We start from the raw sequence: 20,735 nt of genomic DNA on the forward strand, positions 1-20,735 counted from the left end.
TTCCGCGCTTAAGCCCCTAAATTACTGGGACAATGTGGCGAATTATTGGTAAACCAAGCGTAAATATCCCCCAGAGACCATGACCGAGATCGCAACCCAGACCGCTTCTTCCGCCGCCCCGGCTATCCTCAGCCCGGAGGGCGTGAGCCTGTCCGCATCGGCCGCCCGCCGCATCCTCAAGGTGGCCGAAGCCGAGGGCAACCCGGCGCTCGGCCTGCGCATCAGCGTCTCGGGCGGCGGCTGCTCGGGTTTCCAGTACAGCTTCACGCTGGATGAGACGCCGACCGCCGATGACGTGGTGATCGCCCGCGACGGCGCCCGCCTGCTGATCGACACCGTGTCGCTGGATTACATCAAGGGCTCGGAGGTCGATTTCGTCGAGGACCTGTCCGGCGCCGGCTTCCAGATCCGAAATCCGCTGGCCGCCAGCAGCTGCGGCTGCGGTAACTCCTTCTCGATCTGACCGGCCGGGGCTGGCCGGCCCGCGCCTCATCGCCGATACTCCGGCCATGAGAATCACCACCTGGAACGTCAATTCGATCAAGGCGCGGCTGCCCAACGTGCTGGCCTGGACCACGGCCAACAAACCCGACGTGCTGCTGTTCCAGGAAATCAAATGCCAGGATCCGGATTTCCCGCGCATGGAATTCGAGGCGCTGGGCTATCACGTCCATACCCACGGCCAGAAAAGCTATAACGGCGTCGCGCTGCTGAGCCTGGCCAAACCCGATGCCGTGCGCACGCGGTTGATGGGCGACGATGCCGACGAGCAGGCCCGCTATATCGAGGCCGATATTGCCGGCACCACCATCTGCGGCCTCTATCTGCCCAACGGCAATCCGCGGCCCGGCGAGAAGTATGACTACAAGCTGCGCTGGATGGCGCGACTGCGCCAGCGCGCTGTGGCGCTGCTCGGCGCCGACACGCCCTTCCTGATGGCCGGCGATTACAACATCTGCCCGGCCGATGCCGATGTGTACGACCCGGCCGGCTGGGCCGAGGATGCGCTCTGCTACATCGACAGCCGCCGCGCCTGGCGCGCCCTGCTCAATCTCGGCCTCACCGAGGCCTGGCGCGCGCTGCATCCGGCCACGGTGGAATACAGCTTCTGGGATTACCAGGCCGGCGCCTGGCCGAAGAACAACGGCCTGCGCATCGACCATTTCCTGCTCTCGCCCGCCCTGGCCGACCGGCTGGTCGCCTGCGAGATCGATCCCGAGCCGCGTGGCCGCGAAAAAGCGTCCGACCACACGCCGGTCACCTGCGAGATATCGGATGCCTGACCAGAAGCCGCTCGGTTTCGCCGACCTGCAGGTGCTGCTGGCCGAGGACGAGGCCTTCACCCGCAAGCTGGCGGTCTCGGCACTCAACCGCATGGGCGTGACCAAGATCGTCACCGTCAGCGACGGCCTGGAAGCGCTGAAGACCATCACGGCCGCCCAGGCGCCCTTCGACCTGATCATCTCCGACTGGAACATGCCGAACATGACCGGTCTGGATCTGCTGCGCCTGGTGCGCGACGAGCATCCGGCGATGCCCTTCCTGATGCTGACCGGCAATGCCGGCATCGAGATGGTGAAGGCGGCGCGCACGCATAATGTGAACGCCTATGTGGTCAAGCCCTTCTCGGTCGACCAGCTCAAGAGCAAGATCGCCGCCATCCTGAATATCCGCAGCTGAATAGTCAGCCAGCCTTAGCCAGATCGCCCAGCCGTTCGCGGGCCTGATACAGATACTCCGACGGCACCACCGTCCAGCCGTCGCCGCTGTCCTGCAGCAGCGTTGGCACGCCGCGCCCGCCGGCACGGCCAAGCATCATCGCGCCTTCGCCCGCCCATTGCTGTGCGGCCGGCAAAGCCGCCGTATTGGCGATATCGCCGTCAATGCCATGACGAACGGCAAGGCCGGCGAGCACCGCCGCATCGGTCACGTCGCGACCATCGACATAGCGCGCCGTCTGGATATCGGCCAGCAGGTCGAGGCTGCGGCCAGGCGTCTGCTGCTCGGCCAGGAACAGCGCCAGCGTCGCCGGGCCGCTGTCGATTACGCCGTCGGGGTCGCCGATCACCCGGTCGAAATACGCCTCGCTGAACACCTGCCCGGTGAGGGCGGCGATGCGGCTGTCGGCGGGCCGGATATGATCGCGCATGCGATCCAGCGGCACGGCCTGATCCCAGGCGAACATCCCGACCGGCAGGGCCCGCACCGTCACACCGGGCAGCCCGCGCAGAATGCGGATCGCCGGCGCGGCGCCATAGCACCAGCCGCAGAGCGGGTCGAACAGATAGGTGAAGCGGCGGGCCATCGTCAGAAGCCGAAGAAGCTGCGCATGCGGGCGAAGATTTCCGCCGCGCCGTTGCGCACGGCGGCGGCATGGTCGGCCGCACCGAGCGCCGCCAGCGCCGCCGCATTGGCGACCTGGCGTTCGGCGACGATACGGCCCAGGCTTTCCGCCAGGTCCGGCCGCTCGCGCAGCAGCGGTGCCAGGTCTTCCGCTTCCACCACCCAGACCGTGCTGGCATGCAGCGCGGTGACGCGGGCGGCGCGCGGCTCGTTGGTCAGCAGCGCCATCTCGCCGAAACAGTCGCCGCCGCCAAGGCGGGCCAGCACGGCGCGATCGGCGCCGGGCAGCGCCACGCTGACCTCCAGCGCGCCGCGCTCGACGATATAGAGCTTGGCATCGGTATCGCCCTGCTCCACCACGACGCGGCCGGCCGGCACGCGTTCGGAGTGCATGCACCGGGCCAGACGCAGGCGCTGCGCAGCGTCGAGATCGGCGAACAGCAGCACCAGGCCGAGCAGCCGTTCGGCCTGCGCCACCGGGTCGTTGCCGGCCGGATCGACCTTGTGCCATGGCGCCAGGCCGAGCGTGTCGAGCGCCTGCCAGATGCCGGCGGCCACCTCGTGGCGCAGCAGGTCGGCATGGGGAAAATCCTCGATCCAGTAGGCGAGATCGTAGGCGAGCTGGCCGTCGCGGAATTCGCGGATGGTGGCTTCCGGCGGCGGCACCGGCAGCACGCGGCTGCATTTCAGCGCGCCGGCCTCCAGGATCGCCTTCACCTCCGTCGGCGCGATGCGGGCGTCGACGGCAAGCGTCAGCGACTGGCGCTGGTGGCGGTTGGGATGGTTGAAGTTGACGATCTGGGCGGCGGCCATCTTGCTGTTGGGCAGCACGATGATGTTGCCGCGCGGCGACAGCAGATGGGTGGCGCGCCAGTTCATCTCGGTCACTTCGCCGAGCACGCCGTTATCGACCTGGATCCAGTCGCCCACGCGATAGGGCCGCTGCATGTTGATGGCGACGCCGGAGAACACATCGGCCAGCGTGCTCTGCAGGGCGAAGCCCATCACCACGGCAAACACGCCGGACGCCGCGAGCAGCCCGGCGATCGACTCCTCGAAGATCGCCGACACGATGCCCAGCCCGGTGAACAGGATGACCAGGGCGCGGGCCAGGTCGATCATCAGCTTGGGCACGATGACGCCGCGATGGGCGAGCGCCGACCACACGAAGCGCTCCAGCGTGACGATCATCAGGGCCGCCAGCAGGATCCACCAGACCGCGCCGACCATGCGCACCAGCGGCTTGCCGATCACCGCCAGCACCGGCAGGTTGCCGGCCGCGGTCAGGCCCGGCAGCACCAGCCAGATGGCCGAGGCAAAGACCAGCAGTTCGGCGAACAGCGCCATGCGCCGCAGGTCGCTGACCACCAGGCGCCGGCGCAGCAGCAGCAGGCCGACCCACAGGGCCGCCAGCGCCGCCAGGGCGATTTCATCGGTGAGCGTGAAAGAGGCCGGCACGGGCTACTCCGGGGGAAACAGATGCTCCTGTTTAACGCAGGGCGACGGTGCGGGCCAGATGCACCGCCCCGTCCATCATCACACGCCCCCCAGATCGTCGCCCTCGGGCTCGTCCCGAGGGTGACGGTGGTGTTTCTACGCTGCGGTCACTTCGATACCGTCGACGCGCTCGGGATAGAAGGCGACCAGCCCGGCAATCGCCGCCACCGCCGGATAGGCGGCCTCGTAGGACCAGACGGCATTCCCGGCGCGGCGACCGTCGACGGCGAGCGAGAAATACGACGCCGCGCCCTTGTAGGGGCAATAGCTGTTATGGGCGCTGGGGAGATAGGCCTCCCAGGCCGTATCCTCGCGCGGGATGTAATAGACCGCCGGATAGCTGGCTTCCTTCAGCTTCACGGCGCGCCGGCTGTCGGCCACCGCGCGGCCGTTATAGAACACCTGCACCCGGCCGGCGAAAGGCGTCACGGTGATCGGATGATCCGGGCCGGGCAGTTTCATGTTGGTAATGCGGGCGAGCGGGTCCTCATGGAACTGGGACATGGCAATGACCTCTGGATTCGGTGATAATGAGTTAGAACACACACTCTATACCGCAACCTCCAAGCTACACTTTTTATGGAAATCTTCTTGCCTGCTTTACCCGGATAGAAGATGATTATCGGCAGTTAATCGCCTTTAGGGGGAGTTATGGCGGCGGGGTTGAGGGGGGTTACCAGGCGCAAATTACTTGCGACTGTGGGTTCTACTGCTGCCTCTACTGCCGCCTTCAATCTGATACCGGGGATCGCCCGCGCGATTCCCGCTCCGGCGATCACCGTCAACGATGCCAGTCGCCTTAATCCGGTGCGCATCACACGCCATCTACTCGTCGGCCAAAACAGTGAGAGCCAGATGCTGGCCGACTTGCGCAATGCGCTGCGCACGGCGGCAGCCGAGAACCGGCCGCTGTCGCTTGGCTGCGCAAGACACTCCATGGGCGGCCAAAGTCTTTATCCTGACAGCACAACCGTCACCTTCGCCTCAGAATCTTGCGTTGTCGATAGCGCGCAGAAATGCTTTGTCGCCCGTGGCGGTACACGGTGGTGGAATATCATCAGCACGCTTGATCCGCTCGGATTCTCACCAAAGGTCATGCAGTCAAACCATGATTTCGGCGTTGCCGGCACGCTCTCGGTCAACGCGCATGGCTGGCCTGCGCCTCATGGACCGAGCGGCGTCACTGCACGCTCACTGCGACTTATGCTGGCCGATGGGACGCTGCTGACCTGCAGTCCGACAGAAAATGCAGATCTGTTCAGTCTCGTCATCGGCGGCTACGGACTGTTTGGTATCATTGTGGATGCCGAACTGGAAATAGTCGACAACCAGATGCTGCAGCCGCGCTACGAGGTCGTATCACCAAAAGAATTCGGTGAGCGTGTCATGCGCTATGTTGCCAGTGATCCTGCGCTGCGCATGGTCTATGGCCGGCTTGCCGTGGATCGTCGGCATTTCCTGGACGAGGCGCTATTGGTGACGTATCGCCCGCTACCTACACCGCCCGGCGGTTTACCCAAGGCCGGTCATGCTGGCATTCTTTCGGCCGCTGCGCGTGAAATTTTCCGAGCCCAGGTGGGATCAGAAAGCATCAAAAAAACGCGCTGGTATGCTGAGACGGTTCTGGCTCCGTCACTGATATCTGGTGCAGCGACGCGCAACACGCTATTAAATGAGCCTGTTTCCACGCTGGCTGGCCGTGATCGTTCGCGCACGGACATCCTGCACGAATATTTCCTGCCACCGGAACGGCTCGGTGATTTCCTCGCCGCTTGCCAGGCCGTAATCGGGCGTTCGCGGCAGGAACTGCTGAATGTCACCCTGCGCTATGTCGGCAGGGATACGGTCTCCCGCCTCGTCTATGCGCCGGAACCACGCATCGCTGCCGTGATGCTGTTTGCACAATCCATGACTCCCGAGGCCGAACGTGACATGCGCGTTATGACCGAAGGCCTGATCGACAGCGCACTCGAACTGGGCGGCAACTTCTATATGCCTTATCGCCTGCATGCACGCCGCGACCAGGTTCACCGCGGTTACCAGATGTTGGGCGATGTGATCGCTCGCAAGCGGTATTATGATCCCGAAACACGGTTCCGCAACATCATGTGGGACACCTATTTCGTCTGAGGGTGTACAACATGAAACTTCCGCTTCGCCTTATTGCTGCTGCCTATGCTGTTTTTCTCGGCATTGTATCTGCGTTGAATTACATTCCTGGCGTTGTTGATGCGGGTGGCCTGGTATTAGGAATCTTCGAACTCGATATATACGACGATGCACTGCATCTGGCTTCGGCACTGTGGGCGGCCGGTGCCGCTGCTCTGTCATATCGCGCAAGCCGGCTGTATCTTTATATCTTCGGTTTCTCCTATCTGATCGATGGCCTGACGGGTTTGGCCTTCGGATCGGGTTATCTCGACCTCGCGATCATCAGTTATGGCGTCCGCGATTATCCACTGGTCTTCAAGCTGCTTGCCAACTTGCCCCATATCAGCCTTGGCGGTTTCGGCATTCTGGCCGCTTGGTTTGACGACCGCGCCGCGGCGCGCCAGCCGGCATGAAACGCTACCGTCTGCGCCGCTGGTTTGCCGTCGCTGCCATCGGCGCAGGCATTCTTCTCTTGCTCATCGTGACACCGATCGCAGTGACGGAAACGGCATGCCGTCCATCGGCAATGCAGGCAGAGGCCGGTGGCGGCATCCTGCAAGCACCATGGCGGCGGCGGTTGGCCGACAGCTACCTGTCTTTCCCGGAATGGCAGATCGCCTATGCATATGAGGATTTCGCCACTGTCCTGGCTGGGCATGACGAATATGCCTTCGACTATAGCCGCAGCATCGCCGAATACTGGCGTAGCCTGTGCACCATCACCAAGATCGCCTATGCTTACCCCGGCGATCATGCCGACATGAAAATCCTGCTCTACACGATCGGGGTCAGCTTCACCGCCGAATTTGCGATCAAGGCAGCCTATGAGGAAACCGTTGGCCGGCTGGTGGCCCTGGTGCGCGGGGATACGCCATCGCCGGAAGACCGGTTGGCGAAGACCGTCGCCGCTGACTACTCCGCCTTCCTGGAGCAGAACCCGTGGTATGATTATTCCTTCGCTGCTCGCGTACAGGAGCTCTGGGCGCTACCCGGTCCGCACCCCAGTCTGCTGCGAATGCTGGAGCGGCGGCTCGCCCTTACCTTGGAATGGGGCGCAAAGGCCCTCTATGCAACACTGATCGAACAGGCCTCCGATGCCGCGCTGGGCGAGTCAGACCTGACGATCCGGAGCGTGATCTCTGGCATGGAAGCCGGCAGCGCCGCGCAGATTGCCGGCTTGGTCGTGGTACAAGAGTTGGATGATGGACGCCTTGTCATCGAGACGCCACGATACCGCGCCTTCACACGCCTTCTAGAGGCCATCGCTCGGCAGGGCGGTGAGATTGTCGAGATTGCCGGCAACCGCGCAATCTTCCTCACCGCGATCGCGGCCTCCCCTGTCACACCGGCCCCGCCTACGACGCGCGAGATCCTGCGCATTCCACTGCAGGGTACCGATGGCGCACAGCGCTTGGGCTTGGTGATGGAGATGCCACAGCTCGCCGACCTACTGCGGCAGGCGGACCGCTTCGGTCTGCGGATCGAACATGTCTACGATTACTGACCGCCGCCGGAGCGGGCCACGCACCGGTCTGGTCTGGGGCCTAGGCCTTGCTCTGCTCGGCTGGCTTGGCACGCTGTCGCTGGTGACGCTGTTGTTCGAGCCGACGGAGCGCGTCCTGCTGTTGGGTCCCGGGACGCAGGCTACTTTCGCCATCGCCGCCAGAGAGGGTTTGCCGGTTTCGGCGTCGGGCCCGGTCGTCGAGGCCGTGTTTATGCAACCAGGATTTACCCGGCGACTTTATGCATCCGGCGTCTGGCTGGTGCTGCCCGCGCCGAACGGCCGGACATGTTTGGGAACAGCAGCCGCGCGCCGCTTCAACGCTTCAGCACCTTTTTCATGAAGGTGAGAAAATGCCGGTGGCTGGCCAATCTTCCGATCTGAGCTGGGCCCGGCCATGACAGAACTGCGGTAGCCTCACGCCCCCGCCCACCGCCCCGCTTCGCGGCCTCCGGGCACAACCGTAAATTCTGACCAATTCTGACAGTATTCACCCTGGCATTGAAATCAGCCTGCCGGGCCGGTATTCCATGCCCGTGGGGATTAAATCCGTGGGGGAGTTTTCCATGCGCGTCCAGAAGGCCGGCCGTCTTGCCGGCGCCGTCATTGCTGTTTCCATTGCCGCCACCGCCACTGTCACGATGGCCGGGCCGGCCCATGCCGCCGATGCCCCGGTCGACTGGACCGGCCCGCATGTCGGCGTGAATGTCGGCTATTCGCTGGGCAACACGCTGTCGCGGGCGGAAGCCACCGGCACCGGCGGCATCGGCGCCTACTGGGCCTCGGGCGACGACCGCTATGTCGGCGGCACCGCGCGCCGCACGCCCGATCCCTATGGCATGAACGGCGGCATCGAGGCCGGCTACAAATACCAGATGGGCAGCATCGTGCCGGGCATCGATGCCGGCTTCGGCGTTTTCAAGATCCAGGACGGCTCCACCAACCGCCGCTCCTACATGGACCCGAACGCCTTCCATCGCGTGAACACCAAGGTGGAGACCGACTGGCTGGCCACGCTGCGGCCCAAGCTGGGCTTTGCCTATGACCGCTTCCTGCTGGATGGCGGCTTCGGCCTGGCGGTGAGCCGCGTGACTCTGTCGCAGAGCTTCAGCGATACGAACTCGTTCACCATGCGCAGTTCCACCCACGACACCCAGTTCGGCTGGACCGCCGGCGCCTCGCTCAGCTACGCGCTGACCAGCAACTGGTCGATCAAGGGCGAGTATATGTATATCGATCTTGGCAACGTGCAGACGACCGGCAACCTGGTGAATGCCGCCGGCACGTTCAACCGCAGCCAGATCCGCCAGAGCGTCGACCTCGAAGTGCACACCCTGCGCGCCGGCCTCACCTATAAGTTCTGACCGCAGCCGCGGTCTGGCAAGTTCTGACCGCAGCCGCAGACTGAACCGATCAGACGGCGCCGGAGCCATCCGGCGCCGTTTTTCGTGAGCGTGGCGTGGAGCGACGGATAGTAGATGCCCCCTTGAATCCGCCGCGCCGTTCCCTACATGTTCCGCGCGCAGGACAGCCTGCATACAACGCCAGGACCCACGGCCAGCGCTGGCAGAGTTTGGTCAACTTTGGTCCGGTTTGGCTCCGGAAGGCCAGGGATGGCTCCAGATGGCAAACTTTGGCGCAATCTGGTTCGCCATGTCAGCCCGACACGGCTTTTTCCCAATCGAATCAACGCCGGCCGGGGCAGTTTCAGCCCCGCGTCCGTCCGTTGGCGCCGCCCCTGGTTGTTTCCGGCGGTGATGCTGCCGCTTACGAGGTCGGCTTGCCGGCCGCTGCCGTCGCCGGAGCCGCCGGCGTCGTGCCGCCCGCCACCGGGGCGGCGGTGCCGCGCGCGGTCCATACCTCGCCCAGCCGGGTCAGGAATTTCTTGATGCTTTCGCGGATCGCGCCCTCGTTGGCCAGGCGCAGACGCTCGACGCCGATCAGCGAGCTGGAGAAGTCGGCGGTGAAAGGCGTCACCAGTTCCTCGTTCAGCAGCTCGGCCGAGGTGGCGCGCTCGGTGACGACATAGCGCACCTTCGGCGTCACCGTCATGTCGAAGCCGATCAGCGGCTGGCTCAGGGCGATCAGCGTGGCGTTGACGCTGTAGCGCGCCTTCGCGGCATCGCTGGCCAGCACGCCGTTGAATTCCAGCGAGCGCTCCAGCGCGTCCTTGAATTCCGGATTGTCGACCTGCGAGGTCCAGAGCGGGCTGGTGGTGGAGCCGCCGGTGATGCCGGCGACGGTGACGCTGCTCATCAGGTCCGGGTTGGCGCCCACCACCGGGGTGAGCACATTCGGCGCCGTCATCTGCGACACGCGGGCCGGCTGGGCGCAGGCGGCCAGCAGGGCCAGGGCGGCGATGGCAAGCGTGGCGCGGGTCAGGCGGCGGAATGCGTCAGTCATTGGTGCAGGCCTTCTGTTTGGCGATGGTCTCAAGATGGCTGGCGCGGGCGCTATAGGCGGCGACCTCGCGCTCGGCGGCATTGCCGGTGTCCATGTTCATCAGGGCCACCGGCATGAACAGCGCGCCGACCACGGCCTGGCGGTTGCGGTCGGACTGCTGCGCATGGTCGATGCCGTATTTGCCGATCATGCTGCGCGTGGCCGACAGCTCGCTGCGCAGCTGCTGGCAGTTCATCAGGTCGTCATGGGCCTGGGCGGTATCCACCGGGCGGGCCGGGCGCTGGGCGCAGCCGGCGGTCAGCAGCACGGCCGCGATCAGGCCGCAGAGTCCGGCCGCCTGGCGCAGATACGCCGGCCGCCGGTCGATAAGACCTGCCATGGTGACAACTCCCCCTTGATCCTGCCTCGCACGACCGCCGATACCCCCGGCGGTTTAACCCCGGCCCAGATTAGGAAGAAGTTTATGCAGCGATCAAGAGGTATGCGCGAGCTTTTCAGAAATACATCGCGTCTGGGTTGTCGTCCGGTCAGCCGCCATGGGCACGGCCCTTCGGGCTCAGCCGCATGCCCTTGCGCAGCTTCTTGTACGGCAGGGTCTCGGCCCGCTCGATGAAGGCGCCGGGGCTTTCCACATTCAGGATGTCATGGGCGATGTCGGTGAAGTCGCCGCGGAAATGCACCGTGCTTTTCACGCCCACGATCTGCCGCTCGCCCGGCTCGATGCCCAGATGCCGGTACATCTCCTTGTCGGCCGCCTGCACGCGGGCGCTGGCGATCACCAGGTCGACACCGTTGCACTGCAGGCGCGCCATCGGCCCCAGCGCCATGGTCGTGCCCTTGTAGAACGGCCCGGTGCAGAGGAATTTGCCCGAGCCGAGCTTCGCCACCTTGAACCGATTCCGGTAGGGCCGCGCGCCTTCGACATTGAGCAGCTTGCCGCCGACCGCCACCTCGATGTCGCTGCCCTCGCCGGCCTGGTGCGCCAGCTTCGCCACCTCGGGATCGTACAGCAGGCCGAGCGTCGCATCCGGCACATGCTCGGCAATCAGCGCGGCCAGCAGGCCTGTCGTGTCGCTGGTGGCGCCGGTGCCGGGATTGTCCTGCACATCGGCCAGCACGATGCTGCGGCGTGCACCGGCCTGGATCTGCCGCCGCGCCTCGGCAATTGCCTGCTCGGGCGTCAGCAGGTTCAGTTTGAACTCCGCCTCGCGCTCGGTGATGTGTCGCGCCAGATCGTCGGCGGCCTTGTCCGCCATCTGTTGCGTGTCGGCATAGGCGATCACGGCCGGGCCGCAATGATGGATGTCGGCCGGATGGAAGCCCGGGCCGAACGACAGGCTGCTGACGCCGCGATACTCGGCGCTGTGTTCCATGTCGGTCAGGTGATCGTAGATGCTTTTGCAGGGTTCGATGAAGGTACATTGCGCGGTCAGCGGGATCAGGAAGGGCAGCTGCCGCAGCGCCTTCGCCTGTTTCTTGCGCTCGCCGGTCAGCAGCTTTTCCAGGTGATGGGCGACGCGGGCGCCAGTCACCGCCATATCCAGATGCGGATAGGTGCGATAGGCGATCATCACGTCGGCATACTGCAGCATCTCCGGCGTGATGTTGACATGCAGGTCGAGGCTGACGCCGATCGGCATGTCAGGGCCGACCAGTGCGCGCACCCGGCGCAGCAGCTCGCCCTCGCCGTCTTCATGGGATTCGGTCACCATGGCGCCATGCAGGTCGAGATAGACCGCGTCGATGCGGCCCTTCAGTGCCGCGATGCCGTCGAGGATTTTCTTCGCCACATATTCGAAGGCCTCGGTGGAGACATAGGAGCTGGGCGCGGCCGCCGCCCAGACGATGGGATGCAGCTCCCACTGCTTCGGCTTCACGGCATGGATAAAGCCGCCGATAGGAATGTTCATCGGACCGAAGACATCGAAGATCGCCTTGCCCTCGGTCAGCGGTGGCCAGCCTTCGCCCTTGATGAACAGGTCGAGCGTGGCGCGGGTCGGCGCAAAGGTGTTGGTCTCGTGCTGGAAGCCGGCAATGGCAACGCGATAGGTCATTGTTTTTTGTCTCTTGCTGGGGGCTTTGAAACGAAGAAGGGCGCCCCGAGGGCGCCCTTCCGTAGTCTGTTCAGATGTCGGCGTATTCGGAGACTTCCTTGGCGCCGCCGGGATGGGTGACCGCGCCGTCATGGGCGTCGCCCACGGTCTGGGCGTATTTCCAGAGCGTGCCCGACTGGTAGTCGGTCTTGCGCGGCTTCCACTTCTTCTTGCGCGCGGCGAATTCCTTGGCCGAGACATCCACGCTCAGGATGCCCTTCACGGCGTCAATCGTGATGATATCGCCGTTCTTGATGAGGCCAATGGGACCGCCGACCGCTGCTTCCGGCCCGACATGGCCGATGCAGAAGCCGCGCGTGCCGCCAGAGAAGCGCCCGTCGGTGATCAGCGCCACCTTGTCGCCCGCGCCCTGGCCATAGAGCGCCGAGGTGGTGGACAGCATCTCGCGCATGCCAGGACCGCCCTTGGGGCCTTCGTAGCGGATGACAATGACATCGCCGTCCTTGTACTTCTTGGCCTGCACGGCAGCAAAGGCCAGTTCTTCACTGTCGAAGACGCGGGCCGGGCCCACATGCTTGAGCCGGCTCATGCCCGCCACCTTCACGATGGCGCCGCGCGGCGCGAGATTGCCCTTCAGGCCGACAACGCCGCCGGTCGGCGTGATCGGGTTGCTGATCGGGCGCACCACGTCCTGGTTCTTCGGGAAGGTGACGCCCTTCAGGTTCTGCTCGATGGTCTTGCCGGTGACGGTCAGGCAGTCGCCATGGATATAGCCGCCCTTCATCAACTCGTTCAGCACCACCTGCACGCCGCCGATCTCGTACATGTCCTTGGCCACATAGCGGCCGCCCGGCTTCAGGTCGGCGATATAGGGCGTCGACTTGAAAATCTTGGCCACGTCGTCGAGATCGAAGCGGATGCCAGCCTCATGGGCGATGGCGGGCAGATGCAGCGCGCCATTGGTCGAACCGCCGGTGGCGGCGACGACACGGGCGGCATTCTCCAGCGCCTTGCGGGTGACGATGTCGCGCGGACGGATGCCCAGCTTGATCAGCTCGACGATCTGCTTGCCCGAGGCTTCTGCATACTGGTCGCGGGTCTCATAGGGCGCCGGCGCGCCGGCCGAACCCGGCAGGGCGAGGCCGATGGCTTCCGAGACGCAGGCCATGGTGTTGGCGGTGAACTGGCCGCCGCAGCTGCCGGCCGAGGGGCAGGCCACGCATTCCAGCTCGTGCAGCTCCTTGTCGCTCATCTTGCCGGCGGCATGCTGGCCGACGCCTTCGAAGACGTCGACCACGGTAACGTCGCGACCGCGGAAACGGCCCGGCAGGATCGAGCCGCCATACATGAAGATCGAGGGCACGTTGAGGCGCACCATGGCCATCATCAGGCCGGGCAGCGACTTGTCGCAACCGGCCAGGCCGACGATGGCGTCATAACAATGGCCGCGCACGGTGAGTTCGGTGCTGTCGGCGATCACCTCGCGGCTGATCAGCGACGACTTCATGCCCTGGTGACCCATGGCGATGCCGTCGGTCACCGTGATGGTGGTGAATTCGCGCGGCGTGCCGCCGTTGGCCTTGACGCCTTTCTTCACGGCTTGCGCCTGGCGGCCCAGCGTGATGTTGCAGGGCGCGGCCTCGTTCCAGGTGGTGACGACGCCGACGAAAGGCTGGGCGATTTCCTTCTCGGTCAGGCCCATCGCGTAATAGTAGCTGCGATGCGGGGCGCGCTCGGGGCCGACCGTCACATGCCGGCTCGGCAGCTTGGCCTTGTCGAGTTTCGCGTTGGCCTTCCCGCCCGTCTTCTTCGCGCCCGAGTTTTTTGCCGGCGCGGCTTTCTTCTTCTTGGTCGCCATGATGCTGGTCCGTCCCTTGAGGCAAAATACAGGGTCCGGAGCATAGCCAGCGGGTCAGCGCTCGGCCAGAGCCTCAGCTGGCGCGGATGCGGCTTTTTTAGCCCTGCGGCGCAGCAAAGCCGCATTCAGTTCGGCGCCGAAAATGAAGAGGACTGCCGAGACATAAAAAAACACCAGGGTGACGATCACGCCGCCCAGACTGCCATAGGTGGCGCTGTAGCTGCCGAGTTCGGCCACATAGACCGAGAACAGGCTGGCGGCAGTGATCCACAGCAACGTGGTGGCGGCCACACCGGGCAGCAGATCGCGAAAATCCAGCCGCCGTCCGGGCAGCCAGCGGTGCAGCGCCAGCAGGCCGCCGAGCAGCACCAGGGCAGCCAGCGCATAGCGGATCAGACCAAAGGCCCAGCGGTCGGCCTCGCCCAGCGGGAACACCCAGAGCAGCGCCTTCCAGATCACCGGCCCGAGCACCACCAGTACGGACAGGATCAGGAAAACAAAGCCGCCGACGATGATCGCCCCGATGCTGCCCAGCTTGATCAGCCACCAGGGCCGCTCCTCTTCCAGGTCGTAGGCCGTGTTGAGCGCGATACGCAGGGCATCGATGCCGCTGGAGGCCACCCAGAGTGCGCCGAGCAGGCCCAGCGTCAGCAGACCGCCATCGCGGGTATCCAGAACTTCATGGATCACCGGCTCCAGCGTCTTGGCGACATCAGGCGGCAGCAGATGCAGCATGGTCTGCACCGAGGCGAGACTGCCGCTGACATTGCCGAGGAAACCGGCCAGCGAGGCGAGAAAGATCAGGAACGGAAAGATCGCCAGCAGTCCGGTATAGGCGATATGGCCGGCGATCTCGAAGGACAGACTGTTGTTCATGGCCCGCCCGGCTCCGAACAGCAGGCGGCCGATGCTCAGAAGCCGGGTGTTCATTGCGGCTTGCTGCCCTGCAGCAGGGCAACGCAGTCGCTGTCGCGTTCCAGGCCGGGCTCGATGAAGGCCAGGATCGAGGCCAGCGGAGTCAGCAGTATGCCCAGCGCGATGGCGCCGGCGCCGCGCGCCGCCAGCGTGCCCGCCTCCAGCCCGATGCTCGGACGACTGAAGGCGCCGCGTACCGTGATCGGCGTGCGGGCCGACAGCAGGCTGACATCCTTGGGATGCGCCTTCAGCGTCAGGCCAAGCAGTTCTTCGGTCAGGCTGATCGAACCTTCTCCGGTGACTGTGGTGTCGGTGGTATCCAGCACGAAGACGCGGGGTGTCATCAGGCCGCGTTCGACCCCGAAATCGGCCACGAAGCAGCGCAGCGGCACGGTCTTGTCGCCGCCGGCCCAGAAGGCCGCCGCCTCGGCCAGATCCAGACCGATCAGTTCCATGGCCAGGTTGGACAGCTGTCCGCCATTCATGGTCAGCCGTATATCGCCGTTGGCGCTGCCCAGCGACTTGCCCACCGTATCGCCATAGCCGGTCAGACGAATGCGGCCGTCGATCTGGCCGCTGCCGGTATCCTTCAGGCCGGCGGATTCCAGGAAACGCTCCAGACGGAAGCGGTTGAGCTTCACGTCATACTGGGTCAGCACGGCGTCGTTCCGAGCATCGATGCGGATATCGGCATCAACCAGGCCGCCGGCAACACCGAGCTTCAGCGGCCGCAGATGCAGCACGCTGTCCTGCAGCAGCAGATCGAGATCGACACCGCTGAGCGGCGTGTTCGGCGCCTCGATCTTGTCGCCGTGGAACTTCACCTTGGCATTCACCTGGCGGATCTGTTCGATGGCCAGCGGCGCATCCGGCAACACCTTGGGCGGCGGGCCTTTCGCCACCGGCTTTGCCGGCTCCTTGGCCTTGGCCGCAGTGGCCTGCTTCTCGCTCGTGGTGGCGGCAGCCGTATTCGGCGGGCGTTCCTCCTCGGGCTTCAGGCCGATCAGCGGGCCGATATCGCGATAGTCCAGCACCTTCGATTTCAGATCGGCTTCCAGATACAGCTTCTCGCCGCCGGTATCGATCTTGATGAGGCCGCCCAGATCGCTGTTGCCGACGCGGCCGGCCATATTCTCGATGCGCCAGACCGCACCGTCGCGATGCAACCGGCCTTTCAGATCGTAAGGCGGCGTCATCGGCAGCGGCACGCCGGTGATGATCTGCAGCTTGCCCAGGTCAGGGCCGCTCAGGGCCACTTCCAGATCCAGGCCCTCGAACTTGATCGGTTCGGCCAGGGTACCTGAGATGCGGCCACGGGTCTGGCCGACGGTCAGTTCGATGGTCAGCGGATAGGGTTCGTCATTCTCGCGCAGCGACAGGAGCGAGCCGCCGGTCAGTTGCAGATCGAACCGTTCGCCATGCATGTTGCCGCGACCGCGCAGGCGCACCTGGTCGCGGCGCTCGCGCCCCACGATGGTGGCGATATTGGCGTCGATATCGATTCCGGCTTTTTTATCCTGATAGAGGAAACGGCCATCCTCGATGATCAGCCGGCCGATCAGCGGGACTTCGGTGCGGTCTTCCGGTGCGGCCACATCCTTCGCGACCGCAATGCCGAAGGTCCAGTTGCCCTCGCCGTCGGCGCGGCGCTCCAGTGCCACCACGGGCTTCACCAGGCGGATCTCGGGCAGGACGGTGCGGCCGCGCAGCAGTTCGCGCAGGTCGATCACGATTTCGGCCCGTTCGAAACTGATCAGCTCCGGCTGCCCGGCCCAGTCGGCATTGGCCATGTGGAAGTCTTCGATGACGAAGCGCGGGGTCAGCGACCACTCGCCGGTGAGCCGGCCGTTGATCTTGGTGGCCCGGCCGGTGGCGGCGGTGATGGCGCTCTGCGCCGGGTTGCGCAGCCAGTTCCAGTCGAACAGCAGGGCGCCGGCCACAATGGCGACCACCAGGACCCCGACGAGTCCCAGGGCCCAATGCCACCATTTCATCCGTTTTATTGCCGTCATAGCCGGTCTCCAGATAAGGGAAACCGGCCTATCTCCTTAGAGTTCCAAGGAAAACTGTGTAACGCCCGATGAAAATTAACCCGAGTTTAAGATTTCTTAACAAAGCTTTGTAATCCTCACGCCATGGGCGTGCAGACCGAGATCATCATCCCGCGTTACGTGGTGCTGACCAGACTGGCAGACAGCTGGATTCCGCGTGCATCCCATGGCGATGCCGAACGTGCCGAGGCGGAGGCGTTCCGCTGGCGCCGCATCTACGGCCCCAACCACACCCGGGTGGCCGAGTTCATGGTGCCCGAACTGGTGCGGGAGAGCGCCAACCTGCCGGCTCTCTACGAACCGCCGCCCGCCGTGACGGTCTCTGCCGAGCCGGTTGGCAACCTGCGCTATGCCGCGCCCGGACTGCGGCAGCCGCTCAGCCTGCAGGATGCCGCCCTGCGTGGACTGGCCCTGTATCTGGGCTTCGGCTTCGCCAACCGCGTGATGGAACTGCTGATCGTCCTCGCCCAGCATTAGTGCCGGTCGCCGGCATCGGCTAGACTTCGGCGCAGCGCCGCCTGTCCGAGTCCATCATGCTTACCGTCATCCTCGCCATCGTGCCGATCTTCCTGCTCATCGCGATCGGCGGCGGCATGAAGCGGTTCAATTTCCCCGGCGATGCCTTCTGGCCGCTGGCCGACAAGGTCACCTATTACATCTTCTTCCCGGCCCTGCTGGTCGAAAACCTGAGCAGCGCCAAACTGGGCGGACTGGATCCGACCGGCATGCTGGGAGCGCTGCTGGCCGGCATCCTGCTGCAGGCCGCGCTGGTCTATGTGCTGCGGCCCCTCGCCCGCGTCGATGGTCCGGGCTTCACCTCAGTGTTTCAGGGCGCGGTGCGCTTCAACACCTTTGTCGGCCTTGGCGCCGTGGCGGCGCTGGAAGGCGGTGCCGGCCTGACGCTGTTCGCGGTCGCCATCGCGCTCGCCATTCCCGTGCTGAACGTGCTCTGCGTGCTGACGCTGGCGCGCTATGGCGCCCATGGCCAGGGCACCAGCCTGCGCGCGCAGATGCTGTTCCTGATCAAGAACCCGCTGATCATCGCCTGCCTGATCGGCATCGCCATGAACCTGTCGGGCCTGACGCTGCCGCCAGGCATCCTGCCGGTGTTCAAGATGCTGGGCAGCATGGCCGCACCGATGGGCCTGCTCACCGTCGGCGCCGGCCTGCAATGGCAGGCCGCCCGCAGCGGCGGACGGGCCGTGGCACTGTCCTGCGCGCTGAAGCTTCTGGTCTATCCCGTGATGCTGTACGGCCTGAGCCGGCTCTGGGGCCTCGGCGCGCTGGAGACCAAGGTGCTGGTGCTGTGGGGCACCATGCCGACGGCCAGTGCCAGTTACATCCTGGCGAGACAGATGGGCGGCGATGCGCCGCTGGCCGCCGCCATTGTCACGGTCGGCACGATGATGGCCTTCATCACCATGCCGGTCTTCCTGCTGCTGGCCGGCGTGTAGGGCCAGTTATTTCTTCGGGAAGTCGAGCCCCATGGCCTCGTAGCGCTCGGGGTCGTCGCCCCAGTCCTCGCGCACCTTCACGAACAGGAAAAGATGGATGCGGCGCTCGAACTGCTCCTCCATCTCCTTGCGCGCATAGGAACCGATGCGCTTGGCCATCTGCCCGCCATCGCCCAGCACGATCTTCTTCTGGCTGTCGCGCTCGACATAGATCACCTGGTCGATCCGCGCCGAACCGTCCTTCTGGTCTTTCCAGTTCTCGGTCTCGACCGTGATCGCGTAAGGCAGCTCGTCATGCAGCGAGCGGTAGACCTGCTCGCGCGTGATCTCGGCCGCCAGGAAGCGCATCGGCACATCGGCAAGCTGGTCTTCCGGATAAAGCCACGGGCCGGCCGGCATGCGGGCGGCAAGATCGCGACGCACATCCTCGACGCCGCTGCCCTTGGTGGCAGAGATCATGAAGACTTTCTCGAAGTCATAGGCTTCGCTGATGATCTTGGCCAAACCAAGCAACCGGTCGCGCGGGACGGCATCGATCTTGTTCAGCGCCAGCAGCACGCCCTTGCGGTTGCGGTCCTTCAGGGCCTCGACAATGGCCCGGCTTTCGTCGTCGAAGCCGCGTTCGGCATCGACCAGCAGCAGCACGGCATTCGCTTCATCGATGCCGCTCCAGGCCGCATTGACCATGGCGCGATCCAGCCGGCGCTTCGGCTTGAAGATGCCGGGCGTGTCCAGATAAATGACCTGCGCCTGCCCTTCCATGCCGATGGCCGTGATGCGCGCCCGCGTGGTCTGCACCTTCTTCGAGACGATGGAGACCTTCGCCCCCACCATCTGGTTCAGCAGGGTGGACTTGCCGGCATTCGGCGCGCCGACGATGGCGACATACCCGCATTGGGTATTCGCCCGCACAGTTTCAGTTTCTTCGTTCATGCTTTCCCGACGACCAGCTGCCCGAGCAGAAATCCGGCCGCTTCCTGTTCCGCGGCCCGTTTCGAGCCGCCCTGTCCCTTGGCCAGATTGCCGCCGCCCAGCTTCACCGACACGGTGAAGCGCGGCTCATGCGGCGGACCTTCCTGGCTCACGATCTCATAGCGCGGCGCGGCCATGCCGCGGGCCGCAGCCCATTCCTGCAACGCAGTCTTGGGATCCTTGTCGCCGGCGGCCACCTCGGTGACCATCGGTTCCATATAGCGGCGCACAAAGCGCTCGGCGGCGCGCAGGCCGCCATCCAGATACAGCGCCGCCACCACGGCCTCGCAGGCATCGGCAAGGATGGCCGGCTTGCCGGCGCCGCCGGAATCGCGCTCGGAGCGCGACAGATGAATGAAGTCACCCAGGTCGAGCGACTGGGCGAAGCGCGCCAGGCTTTCCTGTTTGACCAGCGAATTGTAGCGCAATGCCAGTTCGCCGGCCTCGGCCTGCGGGAACCGCTCGGCCAGCAGGGTCGCCACGATCAGGCCCAGCACGCGGTCGCCAATAAATTCCAGACGGTTGTAGTCGCGCTGGATGGCGGGTGCGTCGGCCGGCGGCGTTTTCTGCCGCGCCGACTTGGCGCGACTGCGCCGTGGATTGGCCGAAGGATGCACCAGGGCCTCCTCCAGCAGTTTGGTATCGGCGAATTTATGGCCGAGAACCTGCTGCAGCTGCTCCAGCACCGGTTTGCGCTGATCGGCCGTCACGCCCGCCTCACTCGATACCGGTGAACATGCGGTTCCAACGCAACGCACTGAACCAGGTCCAGGGCTTCAGCAGCGTGGCATTCTGGTCGATGGAGATCCAGCGCACATCGGCCCGACCGATCAGATGATCGGCCGGCACGAAGCCGACGCCGCCGGCTTCCAGGCCGATACGGCTGTCGAGCGAGTTGTCGCGGTTGTCGCCCATCATGAAATAGTGCCCGGCCGGCACCGTATAGGTGCCGGTATTGTCGGTGCTGCTGAACATGTTGATGTCGAGCGTGCGGTAGGTCACGCCATTGGGCAGGGTTTCCTCCCACTGGCGCTCGCGGTCGACGACATTGCCGAAGCGGTCGCGGCGTTCGAAATCCTCGACGCGCCGGCGCTTCACCGCTTCGCCGTTGATGTAGAGCGCACCTTCGCGCATCTGGATGCGGTCGCCCGGCAAACCGACCAGGCGCTTGATGTAATCGATCGAGGGATCGCGCGGCCAACGGAAGACCACGACATCGCCACGCTTGGGCGGGGTGCCGAGGATGCGGCCTTCGAAAATCGGCGGGCTGAACAGCAGGGAATACTTGCTGTAGCCATAGGCGTATTTCGAAACGAAGACATAATCGCCGACCAGCAGGGTGGGCAGCATCGACTCAGACGGGATATGGAAAGGCTCGTAGGCGACGGTGCGGATACTGAGGGCAATCAGCACGGCGTAGACGAGCGTCCGCAGGCTTTCCCAAATGTCGCCCACACGCGTCTTCGTCTTAGCCACTGCCTGCTCCTGATCCATATAAATCAATCCCTTAGACCCGATTTCCGCCCGGTCGGGGCA

Annotated in this window: 22 protein-coding genes; 10 read left to right on the forward strand and 12 right to left on the reverse strand. The window is 64.8% G+C overall.

The features are described 5' to 3' along the window. Window positions 1–79: 79 nt before the first annotated feature. The 3 genes from erpA to AC1ROB_RS21860 are packed head-to-tail and all read left to right on the forward strand — an operon-like array spanning window position 80 to window position 1,680. Entirely contained in the window at window positions 80–463 is a 384-nt protein-coding gene (gene erpA / locus AC1ROB_RS21850) for an iron-sulfur cluster insertion protein ErpA (protein WP_492972955.1), read from the forward strand. A 46-nt stretch (window positions 464–509) separates the two neighbouring features. Beyond that, complete coding sequence (gene xth, locus AC1ROB_RS21855) at window positions 510–1,283, forward strand: exodeoxyribonuclease III (protein WP_492972954.1); 774 nt, start codon at window positions 510–512, stop codon at window positions 1,281–1,283. Further along, on the forward strand, window positions 1,276–1,680 hold the full coding sequence (locus tag AC1ROB_RS21860) for a response regulator (RefSeq protein WP_492972953.1): 405 nt from the start codon (window positions 1,276–1,278) through the stop codon (window positions 1,678–1,680). Before xth ends, AC1ROB_RS21860 begins: the two co-directional genes overlap by 8 nt. Before the next feature lie 4 nt (window positions 1,681–1,684). Here the strand turns inward: AC1ROB_RS21860 and AC1ROB_RS21865 are convergent, their stop codons facing one another. The 3 genes from AC1ROB_RS21865 to AC1ROB_RS21875 all read right to left on the reverse strand — a co-directional run bounded on the left by AC1ROB_RS21865 (window position 1,685) and on the right by AC1ROB_RS21875 (window position 4,344). After that, entirely contained in the window at window positions 1,685–2,305 is a 621-nt protein-coding gene (locus AC1ROB_RS21865; protein ID WP_492972952.1) for a DsbA family protein, read from the reverse strand. 2 nt (window positions 2,306–2,307) lie between these two features. Continuing rightward, on the reverse strand, window positions 2,308–3,801 hold the full coding sequence (locus tag AC1ROB_RS21870; protein ID WP_492972951.1) for a cyclic nucleotide-binding domain-containing protein: 1,494 nt from the start codon (window positions 3,799–3,801) through the stop codon (window positions 2,308–2,310). Window positions 3,802–3,936: 135 nt separating this feature from the next. Next, entirely contained in the window at window positions 3,937–4,344 is a 408-nt protein-coding gene (locus tag AC1ROB_RS21875) for a DUF427 domain-containing protein (protein ID WP_492972950.1), read from the reverse strand. Between the two features lie 147 nt (window positions 4,345–4,491). Here AC1ROB_RS21875 and AC1ROB_RS21880 point away from each other — a divergent pair, with 147 nt between their 5' ends. The 5 genes from AC1ROB_RS21880 to AC1ROB_RS21900 all read left to right on the forward strand — a co-directional run bounded on the left by AC1ROB_RS21880 (window position 4,492) and on the right by AC1ROB_RS21900 (window position 8,856). After that, window positions 4,492–5,970: an FAD-binding protein gene (locus AC1ROB_RS21880; RefSeq protein ID WP_492972949.1), complete on the forward strand. Its 1,479-nt coding sequence runs from the start codon at window positions 4,492–4,494 to the stop codon at window positions 5,968–5,970. Between the two features lie 11 nt (window positions 5,971–5,981). Beyond that, on the forward strand, window positions 5,982–6,404 hold the full coding sequence (locus AC1ROB_RS21885; RefSeq protein WP_492972948.1) for a hypothetical protein: 423 nt from the start codon (window positions 5,982–5,984) through the stop codon (window positions 6,402–6,404). Beyond that, window positions 6,401–7,495, forward strand: coding sequence for a hypothetical protein (locus AC1ROB_RS21890; protein ID WP_492972947.1), 1,095 nt, complete (start codon window positions 6,401–6,403; stop codon window positions 7,493–7,495). Before AC1ROB_RS21885 ends, AC1ROB_RS21890 begins: the two co-directional genes overlap by 4 nt. After that, window positions 7,479–7,835, forward strand: a complete 357-nt coding sequence (locus tag AC1ROB_RS21895; protein ID WP_492972946.1) for a hypothetical protein — start codon at window positions 7,479–7,481, stop codon at window positions 7,833–7,835. Before AC1ROB_RS21890 ends, AC1ROB_RS21895 begins: the two co-directional genes overlap by 17 nt. Window positions 7,836–8,058: 223 nt before the next feature. Next, complete coding sequence (locus tag AC1ROB_RS21900; RefSeq protein WP_492972945.1) at window positions 8,059–8,856, forward strand: outer membrane protein; 798 nt, start codon at window positions 8,059–8,061, stop codon at window positions 8,854–8,856. A gap of 403 nt (window positions 8,857–9,259) precedes the next feature. On the opposite strand, the gene AC1ROB_RS21905 is transcribed toward AC1ROB_RS21900, so the two are convergent. The 6 genes from AC1ROB_RS21905 to AC1ROB_RS21930 all read right to left on the reverse strand — a co-directional run bounded on the left by AC1ROB_RS21905 (window position 9,260) and on the right by AC1ROB_RS21930 (window position 16,734). After that, entirely contained in the window at window positions 9,260–9,895 is a 636-nt protein-coding gene (locus AC1ROB_RS21905; protein ID WP_492972943.1) for a hypothetical protein, read from the reverse strand. Further along, on the reverse strand, window positions 9,888–10,274 hold the full coding sequence (locus AC1ROB_RS21910) for a hypothetical protein (RefSeq protein ID WP_492972942.1): 387 nt from the start codon (window positions 10,272–10,274) through the stop codon (window positions 9,888–9,890). The genes AC1ROB_RS21905 and AC1ROB_RS21910 overlap by 8 nt, the downstream gene beginning before the upstream one ends. Window positions 10,275–10,422: 148 nt before the next feature. Next, entirely contained in the window at window positions 10,423–11,949 is a 1,527-nt protein-coding gene (locus tag AC1ROB_RS21915; RefSeq protein WP_492972941.1) for a M81 family metallopeptidase, read from the reverse strand. A 70-nt stretch (window positions 11,950–12,019) separates the two neighbouring features. Then, entirely contained in the window at window positions 12,020–13,807 is a 1,788-nt protein-coding gene (gene ilvD, locus AC1ROB_RS21920; protein WP_492972940.1) for a dihydroxy-acid dehydratase, read from the reverse strand. Between the two features lie 54 nt (window positions 13,808–13,861). Beyond that, on the reverse strand, window positions 13,862–14,737 hold the full coding sequence (locus AC1ROB_RS21925; protein ID WP_492972939.1) for a YihY/virulence factor BrkB family protein: 876 nt from the start codon (window positions 14,735–14,737) through the stop codon (window positions 13,862–13,864). Next, on the reverse strand, window positions 14,734–16,734 hold the full coding sequence (locus tag AC1ROB_RS21930) for an AsmA family protein (protein WP_492972938.1): 2,001 nt from the start codon (window positions 16,732–16,734) through the stop codon (window positions 14,734–14,736). The genes AC1ROB_RS21925 and AC1ROB_RS21930 overlap by 4 nt, the downstream gene beginning before the upstream one ends. A gap of 123 nt (window positions 16,735–16,857) precedes the next feature. Between AC1ROB_RS21930 and AC1ROB_RS21935 the strand changes: the two genes are divergently transcribed. Continuing rightward, window positions 16,858–17,250 carry a hypothetical protein gene (locus AC1ROB_RS21935; protein WP_492972937.1) on the forward strand — a complete coding sequence of 131 codons (393 nt, stop codon included), beginning with the start codon at window positions 16,858–16,860 and terminating at the stop codon, window positions 17,248–17,250. 56 nt (window positions 17,251–17,306) lie between these two features. Further along, the gene (locus tag AC1ROB_RS21940) at window positions 17,307–18,227 is read left to right on the forward strand and encodes an AEC family transporter (protein ID WP_492972936.1); all 921 of its coding nucleotides are present in this window, start codon (window positions 17,307–17,309) and stop codon (window positions 18,225–18,227) included. Between the two features lie 6 nt (window positions 18,228–18,233). On the opposite strand, the gene era is transcribed toward AC1ROB_RS21940, so the two are convergent. From era to lepB, 3 genes are read right to left on the reverse strand one after another with little or no spacing between them, the layout of a single operon-like run. Further along, window positions 18,234–19,160 (reverse strand): GTPase Era, encoded by a 927-nt coding sequence (gene era / locus AC1ROB_RS21945; RefSeq protein WP_492972935.1) that lies wholly within the window; start codon window positions 19,158–19,160, stop codon window positions 18,234–18,236. Then, window positions 19,157–19,909, reverse strand: coding sequence for a ribonuclease III (gene rnc / locus AC1ROB_RS21950; RefSeq protein ID WP_492972934.1), 753 nt, complete (start codon window positions 19,907–19,909; stop codon window positions 19,157–19,159). The genes era and rnc overlap by 4 nt, the downstream gene beginning before the upstream one ends. Window positions 19,910–19,916: 7 nt before the next feature. Beyond that, entirely contained in the window at window positions 19,917–20,675 is a 759-nt protein-coding gene (gene lepB, locus AC1ROB_RS21955) for a signal peptidase I (protein WP_492972933.1), read from the reverse strand. Between the last annotated feature and the right edge of the window lie 60 nt (window positions 20,676–20,735).

The organism is Ferrovibrio sp. GW821-FHT12F09, assembly GCF_058806775.1.

Bases quoted from the DNA above. Each gene is read 5' to 3' on its own strand.
- erpA (WP_492972955.1), top strand. From the start codon at position 80: ATGACCGAGATCGCAACCCAGACCGCTTCTTCCGCCGCCCCGGCTATC.
- xth (WP_492972954.1), top strand. From the start codon at position 510: ATGAGAATCACCACCTGGAACGTCAATTCGATCAAGGCGCGGCTGCCC.
- AC1ROB_RS21860 (WP_492972953.1), top strand. From the start codon at position 1,276: ATGCCTGACCAGAAGCCGCTCGGTTTCGCCGACCTGCAGGTGCTGCTG.
- AC1ROB_RS21865 (WP_492972952.1), bottom strand. From the start codon at position 2,305: ATGGCCCGCCGCTTCACCTATCTGTTCGACCCGCTCTGCGGCTGGTGC.
- AC1ROB_RS21875 (WP_492972950.1), bottom strand. From the start codon at position 4,344: ATGTCCCAGTTCCATGAGGACCCGCTCGCCCGCATTACCAACATGAAA.
- AC1ROB_RS21880 (WP_492972949.1), top strand. From the start codon at position 4,492: ATGGCGGCGGGGTTGAGGGGGGTTACCAGGCGCAAATTACTTGCGACT.
- AC1ROB_RS21885 (WP_492972948.1), top strand. From the start codon at position 5,982: ATGAAACTTCCGCTTCGCCTTATTGCTGCTGCCTATGCTGTTTTTCTC.
- AC1ROB_RS21890 (WP_492972947.1), top strand. From the start codon at position 6,401: ATGAAACGCTACCGTCTGCGCCGCTGGTTTGCCGTCGCTGCCATCGGC.
- AC1ROB_RS21895 (WP_492972946.1), top strand. From the start codon at position 7,479: ATGTCTACGATTACTGACCGCCGCCGGAGCGGGCCACGCACCGGTCTG.
- AC1ROB_RS21900 (WP_492972945.1), top strand. From the start codon at position 8,059: ATGCGCGTCCAGAAGGCCGGCCGTCTTGCCGGCGCCGTCATTGCTGTT.
- AC1ROB_RS21905 (WP_492972943.1), bottom strand. From the start codon at position 9,895: ATGACTGACGCATTCCGCCGCCTGACCCGCGCCACGCTTGCCATCGCC.
- AC1ROB_RS21910 (WP_492972942.1), bottom strand. From the start codon at position 10,274: ATGGCAGGTCTTATCGACCGGCGGCCGGCGTATCTGCGCCAGGCGGCC.
- AC1ROB_RS21915 (WP_492972941.1), bottom strand. From the start codon at position 11,949: ATGACCTATCGCGTTGCCATTGCCGGCTTCCAGCACGAGACCAACACC.
- ilvD (WP_492972940.1), bottom strand. From the start codon at position 13,807: ATGGCGACCAAGAAGAAGAAAGCCGCGCCGGCAAAAAACTCGGGCGCG.
- AC1ROB_RS21925 (WP_492972939.1), bottom strand. From the start codon at position 14,737: ATGAACACCCGGCTTCTGAGCATCGGCCGCCTGCTGTTCGGAGCCGGG.
- AC1ROB_RS21930 (WP_492972938.1), bottom strand. From the start codon at position 16,734: ATGACGGCAATAAAACGGATGAAATGGTGGCATTGGGCCCTGGGACTC.
- AC1ROB_RS21935 (WP_492972937.1), top strand. From the start codon at position 16,858: ATGGGCGTGCAGACCGAGATCATCATCCCGCGTTACGTGGTGCTGACC.
- AC1ROB_RS21940 (WP_492972936.1), top strand. From the start codon at position 17,307: ATGCTTACCGTCATCCTCGCCATCGTGCCGATCTTCCTGCTCATCGCG.
- era (WP_492972935.1), bottom strand. From the start codon at position 19,160: ATGAACGAAGAAACTGAAACTGTGCGGGCGAATACCCAATGCGGGTAT.